This is a genomic window from Streptomyces sp. NPDC001796, from assembly GCF_042892355.1.
Taxonomy (GTDB): domain Bacteria; phylum Actinomycetota; class Actinomycetes; order Streptomycetales; family Streptomycetaceae; genus Streptomyces.
The window spans coordinates 24,970-43,296 of sequence record NZ_JBIAUC010000021.1 but is presented as its reverse complement, the minus strand read 5'-3'; the positions used below and the strand labels follow the sequence as shown (position 1 = coordinate 43,296).

Genomic DNA, 18,327 nt, shown 5'->3' with positions numbered 1-18,327 from the left:
AAAGGTGCAACTGGGTGAAATTCGCCGGATTTCCTTCGGTCGGCGGAGTCGCCCTGATCCCTTGACCAGCCCCGGCGCCTGCCGCGGGCCTCGTCGTGATCTTTGCCGCATACGGTGCCGGTCATGTGACGCGGAAGCCAGTACGCTGGCGATTCACCCGTACGGGGCACCAGCCCAGGCACCCTTGGTGCATCAGTACCAGAAGTCGTAGTGGAGAGGCGGTCCGGCCGATGAGTGAAGCCCCCGACCCCGAGGTCGTGGAGCTCGCGACCAAGATCTTCGATCTGGCGCGCCGAGGCGAGACCGAGACGCTCGCGGCATACGTCGACGCGGGCGTTCCGGCCAACCTCACCAACGACCGCGGCGACACCCTGGTGATGCTCGCCGCCTACCACGGCCACGCCGACGCCGTCCGGGCCCTGCTCGAGCGCGGCGCGGAGGCCGACCGGGCCAACGACCGAGGCCAGACACCGCTCGCCGGAGCCGTCTTCAAGGGTGAGGCCGAGGTCATCCGGGCACTGCTGGACGGCGGCGCCGACCCGGCCGCGGGGACGCCCTCGGCGATCGACACCGCCAAGATGTTCGGCAAGACGGATTTGCTCGAACTGTTCGGCGCACACTGATCCGAACACACTGACCAGCGGAAACGACGAAAACGGGGGAGGCGGTACCGGACCGCCCGAAATAAGGTCGCGGCAGCGCGAGAGCCCGGGTCATCATGACGTCGTGATTCACGGACGCGACGGCCGGGCAGGTGATGCCGCACCGCGCGGACCGTGATCGGTCCCCACGGGCCACCAACGAGAGGCAGAGGAAGATGGTCTTCAGCAAGCAAGAGACGGCGGGCGCCCCGACGTGTTGTCACGCGGCCAGGTGATGCGTGTCCCCCGGTTGCGTCGACGCTTGATGTGAGGCTGTTTCCCATGTTCGAACCGGTCATAGCGCCCAGCGGTACGCTGCTCGGCCTGCTCCAGAGGGGCCGCGGCGACGGCACACTGCACGCGCTCACCGCCCCCCGCGCCGAGGCGCTCGCGGCCCTCGACCACTGTGTGCTGCGCGACCCCCGCCACGACTGGCAGGTGGAGAACCGCTCCCTGTACTACGCCCGGCTCTACCTCGACCTGGGCGGCGAGTTGGACGCCATCGAGGCGCACCTGTTCAGCGCCGAGGACGTCCTTGACGCGGACGAGTGCCGCACCGGACTCGCGCTCGCCGTCCTCGGGCACCTCGCCTCGTACGGCAGGCGCGACGCGCTCCAACTGCTGCGCAGGTACGCCGCCTCGGGCTCCAACTGGGCCTGGGCCCTGGACGAGCTCGCCCTGCGCGACGACGACGCGGGCCTGCGCGCCCTGGCCGCTCCCGTCCTGGCCCGCTTCCCTGCCGACCCCGAGGGCGAGGCCGAACTCGCCGCCGTCGTCAGGGACGCCTTCGAACCACGGCCCTGGCGGCTGTGGGCCGACGACCCCCGCGAATCCATCGCCTCACGCGTGCGTGCCGCACAGGAGGCCGGCTGTTTCGACCGCTGGCAGCGGCAACTGCGGCCCCAGGGGCCTCGCCCGGGGTGGAGCGTGCAGGCCGTCTTCGACTGGGCGCAGCAGGGCATCGAACGCGGTGCCGCGCTGCACGTGCCCGCCGCGCGCTGCCTCACCGCCGTAGCCGGTCCCGAGGACCGCGCCGAGATCGTCGAGGCCGCCCGCTCAGGCGGTGACGGAGCCCGCTCGACGGCCCTGCGGTACCTCGCCGACAGCAACGATCCGGACGCCCTCGAGCTCATCGAGGATGCCGTGATCACGGGTTCCGTGTTCGTCGTCGACGCGGCCGTGGACGCCTTCGAACGCATGCGCAGTATCGCCGCCGTGGACCGGGCCCGGGGCTGGGCCCGCCGGCCCGACGCCCTGGGGGCCGCAGCCGGGCGCATGCTCGCCTGCCGTGGTGGTGCCCAGGACAGCGACCTGGTCCTCGAGGCGCTCCGGGAGGCGGTTCGGGGCGAGGGCCCCGACGCGCCGACGCTGTGGACCCTCGTCGACGGCGCCGGACGGCTCGGCATCGCCTGCGCCGCACCCGTCCTGCGCCATGTCTACCGCGAGACCGCGTCCTCCCATCTCCGAGGGCGAGCCGCCCGCGCGCTGGCCGCAACCGACCCCTCCTTCGCCTCGGGGTTCGCCGTCGAATGCCTCTGGGACTGCGAGGAGTCCACCCGCGAGATCGCCGCACGGCACGCCGAGACGGGAGACGCCCGCGTCGTGGAGCGGCTGCGCCGGCTCGCCGCGGATCCCGCCGAGGAGGCCGAGGTGCAGACCGCCGTACGCAGCCGGATCGGGCCCGACATGCCGGCCGTGTGAACATCCGGTGACCCGCATGTCAGGAGTGCGTGGACACGGGAGGACCTGCCCGGCTGTGCAGCTCAACGCTCATGGGACGTTCCCCGGCCGGAAAGATCGACGTTGACGCGGCCACGTCCGGCGCGGCGAGAACACGGGTATGCGTGTCGTCATCGTGACCGAATCCTTTCCCCCCGATGTGAACGGCGTGGCCCACTGCGCGCTGCAGACCGCCCGGCACCTCGTCGATCGCGGTCATGCTCCCCTCGTCGTCGCTCCGGCCACAGCAGCCGGCACCGGGCCCGACGCCCTGGCGCCGTGCCCCGTCGTCCGTGTCCCCTCCCTACCGCTCCCCGGCTACCCCCAGGTGCGCGTGGCACTCCCCAGCCGACGCGTCGCCGCGGCCATCACCGAACACCGCGCCGACATCGTCCACCTGGCCAGTCCCTTCATCCTCGGCGTCCGCGGCATGGCGGCCGCCGCCCGGCTCGGCATCCCCGCCGTCGCCATCTACCAGACCGACCTCGCCGGCTACGCCCGCACCTACATGGGCGCCGGCGAGGCAGCGGCCTGGCGGCGCATCCGCTCCGTGCACGCCGCCGCGGACCGGACCCTCGCGCCCTCCAGCGCGGCCCTGCACGACCTGGAGGCACACGGGGTGCCCCGGGTGCAGCTGTGGCCGCGCGGCGTCGACACAGTCCGTTTCCGGCCAGACCTGCGGGACGAGGCGATCCGCCGGGAACTCGCCCCGAACGGTGAGCTGATCGTCGGCTACGTCGGCCGGCTCGCCCCCGAGAAGCACGTCGAACTGCTCGCCGGCGCCTGTGGTCTTGACGGCGTACGCGTCGTCGTCGTGGGCGACGGGCCGAGCGAGACCACGCTGCGCGCCGCCCTGCCCGGCGCTGCCTTCCTGGGCCGCCGAACCGGCGACGAACTCGCCCGGATCTTCGCCTCGCTGGACGTCTTCGTGCACACCGGCCCCTTCGAGACGTTCTGCCAGACCGTGCAGGAGGCCATGGCGAGCGGCGTGCCGGTCGTCGCGCCCGCCGCGGGCGGCCCGCTCGACCTGGTGGCCCAAGGCCGCACGGGACTGCTCGTGCCGCCCGGGGACGCGGCCGCCTTCCGGGACGCCGTGTGGTCCCTGGTCGCCGACCCGGCGCTGCGGGCCGCCTACGGGGCCGCCGCGCGCACCCTCGTCGAGGGCCGCACCTGGGCTGCCGTCGGCGACCAGCTCATCGGCCACTACGCGGACGTGCTCGCGGCGCGCAGGACGGTGGTGGCGGCATGAGCTTCGCCACCGAGCGGACCGGCGCCGGGCTGCGTATCGTGCGGCTCGCCAACTTCGTCGCCCCGGCGTCCGGCGGTCTGCGCACCGCGCTGCGCGAGCTGGGCAAGGGCTTCAAGGAGGCCGGGCACGAGCCGGTGCTCATCGTGCCCGGCGAGCGCCACACCGACGAGACGACCGAGCAGGGCCGGGTGATCACTCTGCCCGGGCCGCTGCTGCCCGGCACCGGCGGCTACCGCGTTCTCGTGGACAAGCGCCGAGTCGCCGCCCTCCTGGAGGAACTGGACCCCGACCGTCTCGAGGTCTCCGACCGCACGACCCTGCGCTGGACCGGCAAGTGGGCCCGGCGCGCCCGGATCCCCGCCGTGATGGTCTCCCACGAGACCGCCGACGGAGTCCTGCGCACCTGGGGCCTGTCCGAGACCATGTCCCGACGCGCCGCCGACGCCCTCAACATCCGTACGGCGCACACCTACGCGCGCGTGGTGTGCACCACCGAGTTCGCCGAGCGGGAGTTCGTGCGGATCGGCGCCCGCAACGTCGTACGGGCACCGCTGGGCGTCGACCTCGATCAGCGGCACCCGGCGCTGCGGGACGCGGGGCTGCGCGCACGGTACGCGCGCGGGGACGAGACGCTGCTCGTCCTGTGCTCCCGGCTGTCCGTGGAGAAGAAGCCCGGCACGGCCCTGGACGCCCTGGAGGCCCTGCTGCACCGCGGACGGCGCGTGGTGCTGGTGGTCGCCGGGGACGGCCCGCTGCGCGCCCGGCTCGAACAGCGGGCCGGGGAGCGGCGCCTGCCCGTCACCTTCCTCGGCCACGTCGCCGACCGGGACCTGCTCGGCGCGCTGCAGGCCACGGCCGACGTGTGCCTGGCCCCGGGACCCGCCGAGACCTTCGGGCTCGCCGCCCTGGAGGCGATGGCGTGCGGCACGCCCGTGGTGGCCAGCGCCCTCTCCGCGCTGCCCGAGGTGATCGGCTCGGCCGGGGCGACCGCCGTGAACACCGGTGAGGCCTTCGCCGACGCGGTGGAGCTGCTCATGGAGCGGTCCGAGTGCGAGCGCCGGGAGACGGCACGCGCGCGTGCCGAGTGCTTCGGCTGGAAGACGGCGGTCGACGCGTTCCTCGCGGCCCACGACGCCCTGCCGTTCGACGCCCCGGCGGCGGCCGGTGACGCCCGCCCGCGGGAGGCGGCCCCGGAGGGCGCGCGATGAGACCCCTGGGGTTCGTCGCGCTCGGCGACTCGCTGACGGAAGGCGTGGGCGACCCCGTCGGGGACACCTGGCGGGGGTGGGCCGCGCTCCTCGCCGACGGGCTCGCCCCGGCGGACAGCCCCGCGGAGTTCACCAACCTCGCCGTCAGCGGCGCCCAGACGCGGGACGTCCTGGAGCGTCAGACCCCGGCCGCGCTCGACCTGCGCCCCGACGTCGTCTCCGTCGTCATAGGCGTCAACGACACCCTGCGCTGCACCTTCGACATCCACGCCGTGGCATCCCGCCTCGACCAGGTGTACGCCGCGTTCCGCGCTCAGGGCACAGTGCTGCTCACGGCCTGCCTGCCCGACCCGGGCACGATGCTGCGGCTGCCCGGGGCACTGGCGCGCCCCCTGGCGCGGCGGCAGCGGGCCGTCAACACGGTCGTGCACGCGCTGTCCGAACGGCACGGGGCGGTGCATCTGCACGCGGCGGACGGGGACTGGATCAGCGACCGCGCGATGTGGAGCGCGGACCGGCTGCATCCGGGGGAGCGCGGGCACCGGCAGCTCGCCCAGCGCTTCCACGCGCTGCTCGCCGAGGCTGGCCTCGCCACCGGTGCCGTGCCCTCGGTGGAACCCGAGTTTCCGGCGCCGAGCCGCTCGGCGAGCCTGTGGTGGCTGGCCACCGCCGGGACGGGCTGGGTGGCCAGGCGGTGCACCGATCTGCTGCCGCAGCTGATCACGCTGGCCGCCGCCGAGATCCGTCACAAGGCCAGGGGGACCAGCGCCCGGCTGGACCTGACCGCCTCGCACGCGGTGGCCTCCGCGCTGGCCGCGCTGTCGGTCGCGGAGCAGCCGGACGCGGCGTGAGCGGCCCGCCTACCGGCGGCTCACGGCCGTGAACCGCACGGGGGTGCCCGGGGCCGCCTGGGCGGCGGCCGCGAGGTCGGCGGTGCGGACGACCGCGATCACCGGGTACCCCCCGGTGGTCGGATGGTCGGCCAGGAAGACGACCGGACGGCCGTCGGGCGGCACCTGCACCGCGCCCAGCACCATGCCCTCACTGGGCAGTTCACCGGTCCGGGCACGCTCCAGGGCGGGGCCTTCCGTGCGCAGCCCGATGCGGTTGCTCGCGGCGGACACCCGGTACCCGCCCGTGACGAGCGTGCGGAGCGCGTCCCGGGTGAACCAGTCGGCGCGCGGCCCCAGCGTCACACGCAGTACCAGCTCGGCCGGCGGACCCGGCTGGGGAACGGCGTCCACGCGCGCGTGAGGGCCGACCGGCACCCCCAGGGGCAGTACGGCACCGTCCGTGAGCGGCGGCGGGCCGAGCCCGGAGAGCAGGTCGGTGGAGCGGCTGCCGAGCACCGGCTCCACGGCCACCCCGCCCGCGATACCGACGTAGCCGCGTACTCCGGCCCGTGCGGGCCCCACCTCCAGCAGCGCCCCGCCCGGCACGCGGACCGGCGCTCCCCACGGGGCGGGGCGGCCGTCCACGGCGACCGCGCAGGGCGCGCCGCCGACCGCCACGGTGACCGCGGAACGCGGGCGCAGCGCACAGCCGTTGAGCGTGGTCTCCAGGACGGCGGCTTCCGGTGGGTTGCCGACCAGCCGGTTGACGAGCGCGGCCGCGGGCGGGTCGAGCGCCCCGGAACGCGGCACCCCGAGATGGGCGTGGCCGGGCCGGCCCCGGTCCTGCACGGTGGTCAGCAGCCCGGCGCGTACGACGACGAGAGCACGGTCCGCCATCAGGACCCCACCGGGACGAAGCGGACGCTGACGCCCGGGGTGAGCAGCGCGGCCGGCACGCGCGCGTGGTCCCACAGCACCGCGTCGGTCGTGCCGATGAGCTGCCAGCCCCCCGGCGACGAGCGTGGGTAGACCCCGGTGTACGGGCCCGCGAGCGCCACCGAGCCCGCCGGGACGGCCGTGCGCGGGGTGGCCCGGCGCGGCACGCGATACCGGTCCGGCAGGCCGGTGAGATAGCCGAACCCCGGCGCGAACCCGCAGAAGGCGACCCGGAATTCGGCCGTCGCGTGGATCCGCGCCACCTCTTGCCGCGATACGCCCCACGCCGCGGCCACCTCCGGGAGATCGGGACCGTCGTACCGTACGGGGATCTCGACCGGCTCCTCCGCGCGCGTGGCGACCGGCGGGATGTCCCACTCGGCGATCCGGGCCGCGAGCCGGGCGGGCTCGGCGACGCCGTCGAGGAGGACGGTGCGGGCCGCGGGGACGACCTCACGCGCCCTCAGCTCACCACAGGCCCGACGGCGCAGCAGCTCGGCGTGCAGGGCCTGTGCCTCGTCGCCGCTGGAGAGCTCGACCAGCAGCGCCTCGTCCCCGACGGGCAGCACCCTCATGCGAAGGCCTCCACACGCACGCCCCAGGCCTCCAGCTCGGCGCGCACCCGGCGCGCCAGGTCGACCGCGCCCGGCGTGTCGCCGTGCAGGCACAGGGAGCGTGCGCGCACCGGGATCTCGCGCCCCGAGTGGGCGGCCACGGTCCCGGCACGGGCGAGGCCCACCGAGCGCGCGACGACCGTGTCGGGGTCGGTGATCACCGCCCCGTCCCGGCCGCGCGGCACCAGCGTGCCCTCCTCGGTGTAGGCGCGGTCCGCGAACGCCTCGGTGACGACCGGGAGCCCGGCCTTGCCGGCCACCTCCAGGAAACGCGACCCGGGCAGCCCCAGTACCGGCAGCGTGGCGTCGGCGAGCAGCACACCGTCGACGACCGCCTGGGCCTGCCGCTCGTCGTGGACCACCCGGTTGTAGAGCGCGCCGTGAGGCTTCACATAGGAGACGCGGGAGCCGGCCGCACGCGCGAAGACCTCCAACGCGCCGATCTGGTACGCCACTTCGGCGGCCAGTTCGTCGGGCGGCACATCCATCGAGCGCCGCCCGAAACCGGCCAGGTCGCGGTAGGAAACCTGGGCGCCGATCCGTACGCCGCGCTCGGCCGCCAGTTCGCACACCCGGCGCATGGTGGCCGCGTCCCCCGCGTGGAACCCGCAGGCCACGTTGGCGCTCGTGACGACCGACAGGAGCCGCTCGTCGTCGGTGAGCTGCCAGCGGCCGAAGCCCTCGCCGAGATCGGCGTTCAGATCGATCATGGTCCCTCCTGGTCGGGCGCCATCGGGCGACGCGGTATCGGGCGCCGTCGGGCGACGCGGTGCCGGTCGTCGTCAGACCACGCGGTACTGGTCGTCGCGGGCGTCGGTGATGAACATCTGCCCCGGTGCGTGGGTGATGGCGAACGGCGGGCGCGAGGCCATCACCGCGGCCTGCGGGGTCACCCCGCAGGCCCAGAACACCGGGATGTCGTCGGGTTCGGCGTCCACCGGGTCGCCGAAATCGGGCCGGCCGAGGTCCTCGATGCCGAGGGCCGACGGATCGCCGCAGTGTACGGGGGCGCCGTGCACCGCGGGGAGCAGACTGCTCTCCCGAATCGCGGCGGGCAGGTGCCGTGGCGGGACCGGGCGCATGGACACCACCATGGGGCCGTGCAGCCGCCCTGCCGGACGGCAGGGGCGGGTGGTGATGTACATCGGGACGTTGCGGCCCTGCTCGATGTGGCGCAGGGGCACGCCCGCCTCGTCGAGCGCCCATTCGAAGGTGAAGCTGCACCCGATGAGGAACGACACCAGGTCGTCCCGCCAGTGGGCGCGCACGTCGGTCGGCTCGTCCACCAGTTCCCCGTCCCGCCACACCCGGTAGCGCGGCAGATCGGTCCGCAGGTCGGCGCCCTCAGCGAGGACCGTCGTGGGGGAGCCCGCGTCGGTGACGTCCAGGACCGGACAGGGCTTGGGGTTGCGGTGGCAGAACAGCAGGGTGTCGTACGCCCAGTCGGCCGGCACCGAGATCAGGTTGACCTGGGTGTGGCCCGCGGCGACCCCGGCGGTGGGGCCGCTCAGGCCCTCCCGTACACGGGCCCGGGCGTCCTTCGCGCTCCACGCGTGCGCGTGCTCGTCGACGAGGATCAGCGGTCGGTCTTCCGTGCCGGTCGGCGAGTGGCTTTCCGTGAGGGTGAGGGAGTGGTCTTCCGTGCGGCTCACCGCAGCTCCTTCCCGCGCGTCTCCGGCAGGCCCAGCAGCGCCAGAGCCGCGATCCCGTACCCGATCGCCCCGAAGACGAGCGCACCGCCCACGCCCCAGCTGTCGGCCAGGAAGCCCACCAGGGTCGGGAAGGCGGCGCCCACCGCCCGACCGGAGTTGTAGGTGAAGCCCTGTCCCGTGCCGCGCACCGCCGTCGGGTACAGCTCGCTCAGGTACGACCCGAAGCCGCTGAAGATGGCCGACATGCAGAACCCGAGCGGGAAACCGAGCACCAGGAGCAGGGTGTTGGCGCCGCTCGGGATGTTCGCGTACGCCAGGATGCAGATCGCCGACAGCAGGGCGAAGAGCCAGATGTTGCGCCTGCGGCCGAGCCGGTCGGTGAGGTGGCCGCCGGTGAGGTAACCGAGGAAGGCCCCTGAGATCAGGAACGTCAGGTAGGAGCCGGTGCCGACGACCGACAGGCCCCGCTCCGACTTCAGGTACGTCGGCACCCAGGTCGCCAGTGTGTAGTAGCCGCCCTGGACACCGGTGGAGAGCAGCCCGGCGAAGACCGTCGTGCGCAGCAGGCCGGGCCGCCCGTCCCTGCCCGGCTTGAAGATCGCGGTGAACGAGCCCTTGTCGGCGCTCCGTTCGCGCTGGGCCGTCGCCTCCGGGGCGTCGTGCACCCGGCGGCGCATCCAGATCACCAGCAGCGCGGGCAGCGCACCGGTCCAGAACATCACCCGCCAGGCCAGGTCGTCGCCCAGGAACGAGAAGACCAGGGTGTAGACGACCGCGGCCAGCGCCCAGCCGACGGCCCAGGAGCTCTGGATCGCGCCGAGCGTACGGCCCCGGTGCCGGGCGCTCGCGTACTCGGCGACCAGGATCGCGCCGACCGCCCACTCGCCGCCGAAGCCGAGGCCCTGGAGGGCACGGAAGACCAGCAGAGTCTCGTAGGTCGGAGCGAAGCCGCAGGCGACCGTGAAGACGGCGTACGTCACCACGGTGATCATCAGGGCCTTCACCCGTCCGACGCGGTCGGCGACCACACCCGCGACGGCCCCGCCGACCGCCGAGACGACCAGGGTGACCGTGGTGAACAGGCCGGTCTGGCCGCTGTTCAGACCGAAGTGGGCGGCCAGCGCGACCATGCTCAGCGGCAGCGTGAAGTAGTCGTACGAGTCAAGGGCATAGCCGCCGAAGGCGCCCGCGAAGGCACGGCGGCCACGCGGGCCGAGGGCGCGCAGCCAGCCCAACGCGCCGTCGTCAGCGTCGCGTTCACCGGGGCCGGAGCGGGCGTCGGCGGTCGGGGCAGGGGAGGGGGGAGTCGTGCTCATGGGCACCTCGCAGTGAGGGACGGAGGGTGCTTGCGGAATGAGCCGTGCGGTGCGGAGGCCGCGGCGCCACGGTGAGCGGAGCGGTGCCGTGCCCAGCAAGGTAGAGGATCGTTGAACGATCCTTCAATACCCATGTTGTCTCGTCCTTGTCTCTGCGCTTGAATTCCGGGCATGGCAGAGGAGCTGACGGGACTGGCCGACGACCGCGCGCTGCTCGGGCGCACCAGCACCGCCGAGCGGGTGTCGGACGTCCTCAGGAGCCGTATCGCCGAGGGCTACTTCCCGCCCGGCACCCGGCTGTCGGAGGACGGCATCGGCGGTGCGCTCGGCGTCTCGCGCAACACGCTGCGCGAGGCCTTCCGGCTGCTCACGCACGAGAGGCTGCTCGTCCACGAGTTGAACCGGGGCGTCTTCGTACGGGTCCTGACGGTGGACGACGTCGAGGACATCTACCGCACCCGCACGCTCGTCGAGTGCGCCGTCGTACGGGGCCTGGGGCAGCCGCCGTACGCCCTGGAGGGCCTCGCGGCGGCGGTCGCGGAGGGGCAGCGGTCGGCGCGTGAAGGTGACTGGAAAGGCGTCTCGACGGCCAACATCCACTTCCACCGTGAACTGGTGGCGCTCGCCGGAAGCGAACGCACGGACGAACTGATGCGCAGCGTCTTCGCCGAACTGCGCCTGGCGTTCCACGTGGTGGCGGACCCGCGGCGACTGCACGAGCCCTACCTGGCTCGCAACGAACAGATTCTCCGGACCCTGCAGGCGGGGCAGCGCGAGAGCGCCGAGCAGCTCCTGGCGGTCTACCTCGACGACTCAAGAGCGGGCCTGGTCGAGGTGTACGGGCGCCGGGTGGCCGCCACCACCCAGAGACGCGGGGCTTGACAGCGGCGGCCTCGCCGCCGGGCGCGGCCGCCGGAGCACACCCGGCGATTTGGGTCGTTGTCAGACCCAGGACCTAATCTGTGCACCGTGACTTCGCCTGCATCGACGGATCGTGTTCCGCCCCAGTTCAGCACGGGGCCGCGCCCCGCTTCGGGGCCGGCCGCCGACGAAGGGCTGGCCCGGCGGCTGCGCGCGCTCGCCTGCACCGCGCCGCTGCACGACCTGGACGCGCGCAAGGCCAACCTCGCGGGTGAGTACTCGGTGTACGGCATGGCGGAGATCGCACTCGCCGCCATCGACCTGGTCACGCTGAACATGGACTTCGACACGGGCGCGGACCACGACCAGATAGTCGCCCGCCTCATCCCGCGCATCGCCGCCCAGGCCCCGCAGCGTCCGCCCGCCGAACACGAGCGCGTGGCCCGCTGGGTCCTGGAGAACCTGATCAACGTCGGCAGCGTCGACCGCGGCTTCCGGGCCGTCTACGGCACGTTCGCCCCGGACGGCACATATGTCCGCCGCGACTACGACTTCAAGCTGATCGAGGAGGTCCCGGGCTACGGCGGAGGCGTCTACCTGCGGACGACGGACGAGGCGGTCAACGTCCTCGTGGGCGCCCTGGACACCGATGTCACCAGCGCCCAGATCGCCGCCGAGGTCAAGCTGGAGGTGCTGATCAGCCGGGGCCGCCTCGCCGACGCCCAGCTCGCCGCCGAGCAGGCGCGCTACCGGACCGTGCAGTACTCGGAGTCCCTGCGCAAGGCCCTGGACGCCACCCGGCGCAACGTCCGCGCGGTGGACTGGCTGAACGCGGTCCCCGACATGATCACCGAGGCCCTGGACCACGTCGCCGAGCGCTACCGCCACGAGAACGCGATCCTCACCAACATCCGCAAGGCCCGTGACGAGTCCGAGGACCCCGAGCAGAAGCGGCGCGCCGCCGAACTGGTCGACATCGTCAAGGACTGCATCCGCCGGCACACCCAGCTGCAGTCCCGGCTCCTGGAAGCGGGCCCGCTGTTCCGCGCCGAGCAGGACCGGCAGGCGTTCGCCACGCCCGTGGCGACATCGGGGATCGACCTGTACGGGCATCTCGTCGCGCCGGTGCTGCCCCTGGCGCTGGAGCGGGCGACCCGTGTCACGGACGCCTTCTTCGCGCACGGTACGGGGCTGCGTACGCCCTTCTCCGTGCGGGTCGGGGACCTGGTCGACCTGCTGCTGACGCCTCCGGTGGAGCGCGAGCACCTGGGCGCAGAAATGCCCGAGCCGGACCTGATCGCCACACCGGACGACAGCAGGTTCACCGAGGAACAGATGGCTGCCGCCATGGAACTGCTCGACCTGCCGGCGGACGCGCCACGGAGGCTGTCGGGGCTGCTGGCCGAGGCGCGCCGCAAGGACCCCGACCTGCCCTATCTCGTCGCCCTGCTGGCCGTGCACGCGGCGAGCCCGCCGGTCGGCACGGCGTACCGGCAGGGAGAGGAGAAGCTGCTGTTCGCGGTGGACGACGGCACGGAGCTGGACGACCCGGAGTTCGGCGGGGCCGACCTGATCGTGGGCACGGCCCTGCTGGACGCGGCGGGCATGGCGGCGGACCGGACGGAAGCGGCGTGACGCCGATGACCACGAGCAAGCACCAGCGCACCAAGGAGCCCCAACCGTGACCGAGCACGTCGAGTGGAGTGAGCCGGACGCCGCCGCCACGCCGGTGAGCGGCGCCGTCACCCCCGCCGACGCCGCCGACGCGGCGCGGCTGGTCGCCTTCGGCCTGCAGCCCAAGCTGCAGCCCGCACGCGACCAGGAGTACGCGGACCTGCTGCGCCGCTACCGCGAGGACCCGCCTTTCGCGCGGCTCGCCGACGCCGTCGCCACCGGGCTCGGCCTGATCGTCCTGGAAGTGTCCCCGCGCGCGGGCATGGCCGTGACCGCGGCCGAGGACTCGGTGTTCGCGGTCCGCATGGGCGACTACGCGCGTCGCACGTCGGCCGACTCCGCCGACCGCTTCCTGCACGGGCTCGCCCATCTGGCCGTCGCCGCCCTGGCGTTCCCGCGCCCGGAGGACCTCGCCGACGACGGCTACATCGGGCGCGTCACGGTCAACGGCGTCGACGCCTTCGTCCGCCAGGCCTGCCGCCGCCTGGAGGAGCAGGCCGAGGAGCAGGGGGAGAACACCGACCCGGCCACCGACGCGCCCGGACTGGAGGCCGCCTGGCGGGTCTGGGCCAGACGCAGCGCGACCGGGGCCACCAAGGACGCGCGCCGCCCCGCAGCCTCGACCACCGGCATCGTGGCGAAGGCCGTCGCGTTCCTCACCGACTCCGGATTCCTCCAGCGCACGGGCGACGAGAACGGCGGCACGTACCGCACGACGGCCCGCTACCAGCTGCAGGTGCGCGACATGGCCGGCAGCGCCGCCATGGCCGAACTACTGGAGCTGGGCATCGTCCCGGTCACCGACGGCACGGCGACCCTGCTGCCCGCGGAGGACACCGACGACCTGGAGCTCGTGGCCGACGCCGCACTGCCCTTCCACTCCTGAAGACCCCGCACTTTTCCGCACACCAGCAAGACTTACGACGAGAGTCCGCCGCCATGTACGAGCTGTCCCGGGTCCGCCTCTACTCCATCGGCCCGGCCGGTGCGCGCTACGCCGACACCGTGCTGGACCTGCGGGGTGTGGGTGATCCGGTGCCCGAACCCGCGCCCACCCAGGCGGAGTTCTTCGAGGAGGAGCCCGCCGGGCCGCCGCGCAGGCCCGCCCCGGCGGGCGTGCTCTTCCTGGAGAACGGCGGCGGCAAGTCCGTCCTGCTGAAGCTGATCTTCTCCGTGATGCTGCCGGGCCACCGCAACACGCTCGGCGGCGCCAGCTCCGGAGTGCTGCGCAAGTTCCTGCTGGCCGACGACTGCGGACACGTGGCCCTGGAGTGGCAGCACGTGCAGACCGGCGAGTGCGTCGTCGTCGGCAAGGTCAGCGAGTGGCGTGGGCGCCAGGTGTCCAACGATCCGCGGAAGTTCGCCGAGGCCTGGTACTCCTTCCGCCCGGGCCCCGGACTCACCCTGGACAACCTGCCCGTCGCCGAGTCCACCGCCGTACGGCCGCCCGTCGAGGGCACCTCCGGGGCGCGGGGGCGGCGCCGCACCATGAAGGGCTTCCGGGACGCCCTCATGGAGGCGGGCAAGGTCTACCCGCACCTGGAGGTGCACTGGGAGGAGATCCACGACCGCTGGAACGAGCACCTGACGGACCTCGGTCTGGACCCCGAACTCTTCCGCTACCAGCGGGAGATGAACGCGGACGAAGGTGAGGCCGCCGGTCTCTTCGCGGTCAAGAAGGACTCCGACTTCACGGACCTGCTGCTGCGCGCCGTCACCGACACCCGGGACACCGACGGACTCGCGGACCTGGTCGGCGGTTTCGGCAACAAGCTGGGCCGACGGGCCGAGCTGATCGCCGAACGGGACTTCACCGCCGGGTCCGTGGACCTGCTCGGGCGTATCGTCGACGCCGCCGAGGCCCGCTCGCGGGCGCGCGACATCCACGCGGGCGCCGAGCGGCGGACACGCACGCTGGCGCGGCGCCTGTCCGCGCGCGGGGTGCAGGAGCGGATGCGCACCGCCGACCTCGCCGAGCAGGTCACCGCGGCCGCGCACGCCGTCACCCAGGCCGAGACCGCCCGCGAGCGCAGCGCGCTCATCGCGGCCGAACTCGCCTACCGCCACGCCTCACTGGCGCTCGCCGGTGCCGAGAAGGCCGCCGCCGCGCAGAAGCGCGAACTGGCCGACGCCCGCCAGCTCTACTCCGCGTGGCAGGCCGCCGAGGCCGTCCTGCGGCACCGTGCCGCCGCCGACCGGGTGGCGCGCGTGTCGGCCGCCATCCAGGAGGCCGAACGGGACGCCGCGCCCGCGCTCGCCGCCCGCGCCAAGGCCGCCGTCGACCTCGTACGGGCGTTGCACGCGGCCGCTGAGAGCGCCGAGTCCCTCGCCAACGAGGAGGAGGAGCGGTCCGCCGCCCTGCAGGAGGTGAGCGAGTCCGCCTACCGGGACTCGACCTCCGCCGCCACCGAGGCGCAGCGCGCCCGCAGCGAGGCCGGGCATCTGCGCCAGCGGCTCACCGAGGTGGAGCAGGAGACCGCCGAGGCCGTGCGCGCGGGCTGGCTGGACGACAGCGCCCCCGATGCCGACCCGGCGCGGGCGGCGCTCGCCGCGAGCGACGCCGAGAAGAGCGCCGTCGCCGCCTGGGACATCGCACGTGAGGCCTCCCGGCGGGCCTCCGAGCACGCGCGGGAGGCGGCCTCCGCCGAGTCGCGGGCCGAGCTGACGGCGGCCCGCGCCGCGGACGCGGCCACGGCCGCCGAGCGGGCCTACGAGGCCGAGCGACGCACCGCCGAGGCGCTGGCGGCCGAGGAGCGTCTGGCGGAGCTGCTGAGCCTGTCCGGCACCGGCGCACGTCCCCGGGTCCCCGGGCCCCGGCGCGACGAGGACACCGGCGAGGCCGACGCCCCGACGGCACCGGACGGCGCGCTCACCGCCGAGGAACTGGACCGCTTCGCCGACGAACTGCGAGAACTGGTCGACGACTCCGTCTCCTCCGCCGAGCGGCAGCTCTTCGAACTGCGGACAGCGGCGGCCGACGACGCGCGCATCCTCGGCGCCCTCGGCGACGGCGGGCTGCTGCCCCCAGGCCCGGACGTGCTCGCCACCGTCGAGTACCTCGGCGAGCACGGCATTCCCGCGCTGCCCGGCTGGCGCTACCTGGCGCAGGCCGTCGACCCGGCAGACCACGCACGCGTGCTGACGGCCCGGCCCGAGCTGGTCGACGGCGTGATCATCACCGACCCCGAGTCACACGTCAGGGCCCGTCAGGCGCTCAGCGACGCCGCACTGCTGCCCCGCTCCGCCGTCGCCGTCGGCACCGCTGCCGCACTGCTCGCCCCGACCCCGCCCGTCGACGGGCGCGACAACAGCGGTGAGGTGTTCCTCGTCCCGCCGAACCCGGCCATGCACGACGAGCACGCCGCCGACGAGGAGCGGCAGGCGCTGCGCGCCCGCGCCACCGAGCGGGACGAGGAGATCCGGACGCTCGCGGCCCGGCTCGGCAAGGACCGTGAGCTCGCGGCCCGGCTCGCCTCCTGGCGCACAGGATGCCCGGCGGGCCGGCTCACCGAACTGGCGCAAGCCGCCCGGGACGCCCGCGCGTTCGCAGAGGAGGCCGAGGCCGAACTGGCCGAGGCACGCACGGCCCGAGTCGAGACCGAAGAGACGGCCGCCGAGGCCGCCCAGGTGCGCGACGAGCGCCAGGAGGCCGCGCAGAAGGCCCGTCGCGCCGCCGACGCCCTCGCCGGACTCGCGTTCCGGCTGCGTGAACGCGCCGGCTGGCAGGTCAAGCTGCGTGAACTCGCCGACGAGGCGGTCGAGGCCGAGGCCCGCGCCCAGGCCTGCCTGGAGCGGGCCCGCGCCGCCGACGAGGACCGGCGCGCCGCCCAGCGCGCCGCCGACGACGCCCGCCGCACGGCGCGCGCGCTGCGCGCCGAGCGCTCGGAGATCGCGGGAGCCCCCGACGACGTACCGGAGGACGACACGGACGCGCCGAAGGCGTCCCTGCCCGCCCTCCGCGAGGCCTACCGGGCCGCCTCCCAGGTCTACGAGAAGGTCGGTGTCGGTGCCGACCTGCGCGCCGAGCAGGCGCGGGCCGAGAGCGACGAGTCCGCCGCACGCGCCGAGCTGGACCGGCTCAGCAACAAGGTGCGCACCCGCGCCGAACAGCTCCTCGCCTCCCCGGACGGCTCCGACGGCCCCTCCCGGCAGGCCGCCGCCGCCCGCGCCGAGGAACTGGTGCAGCTCCTGGAGACCCGGATGTCCTCCGCCAGCGAGCAACTCGGCCGACTGCGCGGCGAGGCCGAGCGGCACGCACCCGAGAACGGCGAGGCCCACACAGAACTCCCCGAGGAGCTGGTGCCGCGCGACACCGAGCACGCCCAGGCCCTGCTGCGCACCGCGACGGCCGAACTCGCCTCCCGCACCGAGGCGCTGAACCAGGCCCGCGACGCCCATGCCGAACTCCTGGAGGCCCACAGGGCCGCCGAGGACGCGGCGAGCGGCTTCGACGAGATCGCCGCGATGCTCCGCGACCTGCTGCGCGAACACGCCTCGGAGGAGGAACACGAGGAGCCGGAGCCCTACCCGGGCACCCTGGAGGAGGCCCGGAAGACCGCCGCCGAGGCCCGCCGCTCCCTGCGTGGCTGCGCCGCCGACCTGTCCGCCGCAGAGGCCGCCGTACGCGAGGCGAGCGATGTGCTCGTACGGCACGCCAACTCCACACGGTACGAGCAGGTCCGTACACCCGCTCGCCAGCAGATCCGCGAACTGCCCGCATCCGCGCTGCCGGAGCACGCGCAGCGCTGGGCGGAGGCCTTCGCGCCCCGACTCCGGGTCCTGACGGACGAGTTGGCGCAACTGGAGCGCAACCGGGACTCCATCGTGGACCGGCTGCGCGGCCTCGTGGAGTCGGCGCTGGCGACCCTGCGCTCTGCCCAGCGCCTGTCCCGGCTGCCCGAGGGGCTCGGCGAGTGGTCGGGGCAGGAGTTCCTGCGGATCCGCTTCGAGGAGCCCGACCAGGCAACGCTCATCGAACGGCTGGGCGAGGTCATCGACGAGGCGACCCGTGCGGCCGTCAAGAAGAACTCCGACCTGCGCCGCGACGGCATGTCCCTTCTCCTGCGCGGCGTCAGCGCGGCACTCCAGCCCAAGGGCGTCGCCGTCGAGATCCTCAAGCCGGACGCGGTGCTGCGTGCCGAGCGGGTGCCGGTCGGGCAGATGGGAGACGTCTTCTCGGGCGGCCAGCTGCTCACCGCCGCCATCGCGCTGTACTGCACGATGGCCGCCCTGCGCTCGAACGACCGGGGCCGCGACAAGCACCGTCACGCCGGCACGCTGTTCCTTGACAACCCCATCGGACGGGCCAACGCCACGTACCTGCTGGAGCTGCAGCGGGCCGTCTCGGACGCCCTCGGAGTGCAACTCCTCTACACCACCGGCCTGTTCGACACGACCGCCCTCGCCGAGTTCCCGCTGGTCATCCGGCTGCGCAACGACGCCGACCTGCGAGCGGGCCTGAAGTACATCCGGGTGGAGGAACACCTCCGGCCGGGACTGCCGCAGCAGCCCCAGGCCGGGGAGACGGTGCACAGCGAGATCACGGCGACCCGGATGTTCAAGCGGCCCGCGTGACTGCCCGCGTGGCTGCCCGCGTGACCGTGGGGCGGACCCAGTCGCGGCCC

At 74.0% G+C, this 18,327-nt stretch carries 14 protein-coding genes; 9 read left to right on the top strand and 5 right to left on the bottom strand.

All coding sequences use genetic code 11. The annotated features are described in order from the left end of the window. Positions 1-230: 230 nt before the first annotated feature. The 5 genes from ACFYZE_RS30220 (at position 231) to ACFYZE_RS30200 (ending at position 5,668) form a co-directional block, all read left to right on the top strand. A complete protein-coding gene (locus ACFYZE_RS30220) occupies positions 231-623 on the top strand; it encodes an ankyrin repeat domain-containing protein (RefSeq protein ID WP_389000899.1) in 393 nt (130 codons plus the stop codon). 300 nt (positions 624-923) lie between these two features. Beyond that, positions 924-2,342: a HEAT repeat domain-containing protein gene (locus ACFYZE_RS30215; protein ID WP_389000897.1), complete on the top strand. Its 1,419-nt coding sequence runs from the start codon at positions 924-926 to the stop codon at positions 2,340-2,342. 139 nt (positions 2,343-2,481) lie between these two features. Beyond that, entirely contained in the window at positions 2,482-3,609 is a 1,128-nt protein-coding gene (locus ACFYZE_RS30210; RefSeq protein ID WP_389000894.1) for a glycosyltransferase family 4 protein, read from the top strand. Continuing rightward, complete coding sequence (locus tag ACFYZE_RS30205; RefSeq protein WP_389000891.1) at positions 3,606-4,817, top strand: glycosyltransferase; 1,212 nt, start codon at positions 3,606-3,608, stop codon at positions 4,815-4,817. The genes ACFYZE_RS30210 and ACFYZE_RS30205 overlap by 4 nt, the downstream gene beginning before the upstream one ends. Further along, positions 4,814-5,668, top strand: a complete 855-nt coding sequence (locus ACFYZE_RS30200; RefSeq protein WP_389000888.1) for an SGNH/GDSL hydrolase family protein — start codon at positions 4,814-4,816, stop codon at positions 5,666-5,668. The genes ACFYZE_RS30205 and ACFYZE_RS30200 overlap by 4 nt, the downstream gene beginning before the upstream one ends. A gap of 9 nt (positions 5,669-5,677) precedes the next feature. On the opposite strand, the gene ACFYZE_RS30195 is transcribed toward ACFYZE_RS30200, so the two are convergent. From ACFYZE_RS30195 to ACFYZE_RS30175, 5 genes are all read right to left on the bottom strand, one after another. Continuing rightward, positions 5,678-6,547, bottom strand: coding sequence for a biotin-dependent carboxyltransferase family protein (locus ACFYZE_RS30195; protein ID WP_389000885.1), 870 nt, complete (start codon positions 6,545-6,547; stop codon positions 5,678-5,680). Continuing rightward, complete coding sequence (gene pxpB, locus ACFYZE_RS30190) at positions 6,547-7,161, bottom strand: 5-oxoprolinase subunit PxpB (protein ID WP_389000882.1); 615 nt, start codon at positions 7,159-7,161, stop codon at positions 6,547-6,549. Before pxpB ends, ACFYZE_RS30195 begins: the two co-directional genes overlap by 1 nt. After that, positions 7,158-7,910 (bottom strand): LamB/YcsF family protein, encoded by a 753-nt coding sequence (locus tag ACFYZE_RS30185; RefSeq protein ID WP_389000879.1) that lies wholly within the window; start codon positions 7,908-7,910, stop codon positions 7,158-7,160. The genes pxpB and ACFYZE_RS30185 overlap by 4 nt, the downstream gene beginning before the upstream one ends. Before the next feature lie 72 nt (positions 7,911-7,982). Then, positions 7,983-8,852, bottom strand: a complete 870-nt coding sequence (locus tag ACFYZE_RS30180) for a putative hydro-lyase (RefSeq protein ID WP_389000876.1) — start codon at positions 8,850-8,852, stop codon at positions 7,983-7,985. Continuing rightward, the gene (locus ACFYZE_RS30175; RefSeq protein ID WP_389000873.1) at positions 8,849-10,168 is read right to left on the bottom strand and encodes an MFS transporter; all 1,320 of its coding nucleotides are present in this window, start codon (positions 10,166-10,168) and stop codon (positions 8,849-8,851) included. Before ACFYZE_RS30175 ends, ACFYZE_RS30180 begins: the two co-directional genes overlap by 4 nt. Positions 10,169-10,339: 171 nt before the next feature. Between ACFYZE_RS30175 and ACFYZE_RS30170 the strand changes: the two genes are divergently transcribed. From ACFYZE_RS30170 to ACFYZE_RS30155, 4 genes are all read left to right on the top strand, one after another. Next, positions 10,340-11,050, top strand: a complete 711-nt coding sequence (locus ACFYZE_RS30170) for a GntR family transcriptional regulator (RefSeq protein ID WP_389000870.1) — start codon at positions 10,340-10,342, stop codon at positions 11,048-11,050. Positions 11,051-11,137: 87 nt separating this feature from the next. Then, the gene (locus tag ACFYZE_RS30165) at positions 11,138-12,664 is read left to right on the top strand and encodes a hypothetical protein (RefSeq protein WP_389000867.1); all 1,527 of its coding nucleotides are present in this window, start codon (positions 11,138-11,140) and stop codon (positions 12,662-12,664) included. Between the two features lie 46 nt (positions 12,665-12,710). Beyond that, positions 12,711-13,589: a hypothetical protein gene (locus tag ACFYZE_RS30160; RefSeq protein WP_389000864.1), complete on the top strand. Its 879-nt coding sequence runs from the start codon at positions 12,711-12,713 to the stop codon at positions 13,587-13,589. A gap of 53 nt (positions 13,590-13,642) precedes the next feature. After that, positions 13,643-18,277 carry a hypothetical protein gene (locus ACFYZE_RS30155; RefSeq protein WP_389000861.1) on the top strand — a complete coding sequence of 1,545 codons (4,635 nt, stop codon included), beginning with the start codon at positions 13,643-13,645 and terminating at the stop codon, positions 18,275-18,277. Positions 18,278-18,327: the final 50 nt, after the last annotated feature.

Excerpts from the sequence above, each read along its gene's own strand:
- ACFYZE_RS30220 (WP_389000899.1), top strand. The coding sequence starts at position 231 with ATGAGTGAAGCCCCCGACCCCGAGGTCGTGGAGCTCGCGACCAAGATC.
- ACFYZE_RS30215 (WP_389000897.1), top strand. The coding sequence starts at position 924 with ATGTTCGAACCGGTCATAGCGCCCAGCGGTACGCTGCTCGGCCTGCTC.
- ACFYZE_RS30210 (WP_389000894.1), top strand. The coding sequence starts at position 2,482 with ATGCGTGTCGTCATCGTGACCGAATCCTTTCCCCCCGATGTGAACGGC.
- ACFYZE_RS30205 (WP_389000891.1), top strand. The coding sequence starts at position 3,606 with ATGAGCTTCGCCACCGAGCGGACCGGCGCCGGGCTGCGTATCGTGCGG.
- ACFYZE_RS30200 (WP_389000888.1), top strand. The coding sequence starts at position 4,814 with ATGAGACCCCTGGGGTTCGTCGCGCTCGGCGACTCGCTGACGGAAGGC.
- ACFYZE_RS30195 (WP_389000885.1), bottom strand. The coding sequence starts at position 6,547 with ATGGCGGACCGTGCTCTCGTCGTCGTACGCGCCGGGCTGCTGACCACC.
- pxpB (WP_389000882.1), bottom strand. The coding sequence starts at position 7,161 with ATGAGGGTGCTGCCCGTCGGGGACGAGGCGCTGCTGGTCGAGCTCTCC.
- ACFYZE_RS30185 (WP_389000879.1), bottom strand. The coding sequence starts at position 7,910 with ATGATCGATCTGAACGCCGATCTCGGCGAGGGCTTCGGCCGCTGGCAG.
- ACFYZE_RS30175 (WP_389000873.1), bottom strand. The coding sequence starts at position 10,168 with ATGAGCACGACTCCCCCCTCCCCTGCCCCGACCGCCGACGCCCGCTCC.
- ACFYZE_RS30170 (WP_389000870.1), top strand. The coding sequence starts at position 10,340 with ATGGCAGAGGAGCTGACGGGACTGGCCGACGACCGCGCGCTGCTCGGG.
- ACFYZE_RS30155 (WP_389000861.1), top strand. The coding sequence starts at position 13,643 with ATGTACGAGCTGTCCCGGGTCCGCCTCTACTCCATCGGCCCGGCCGGT.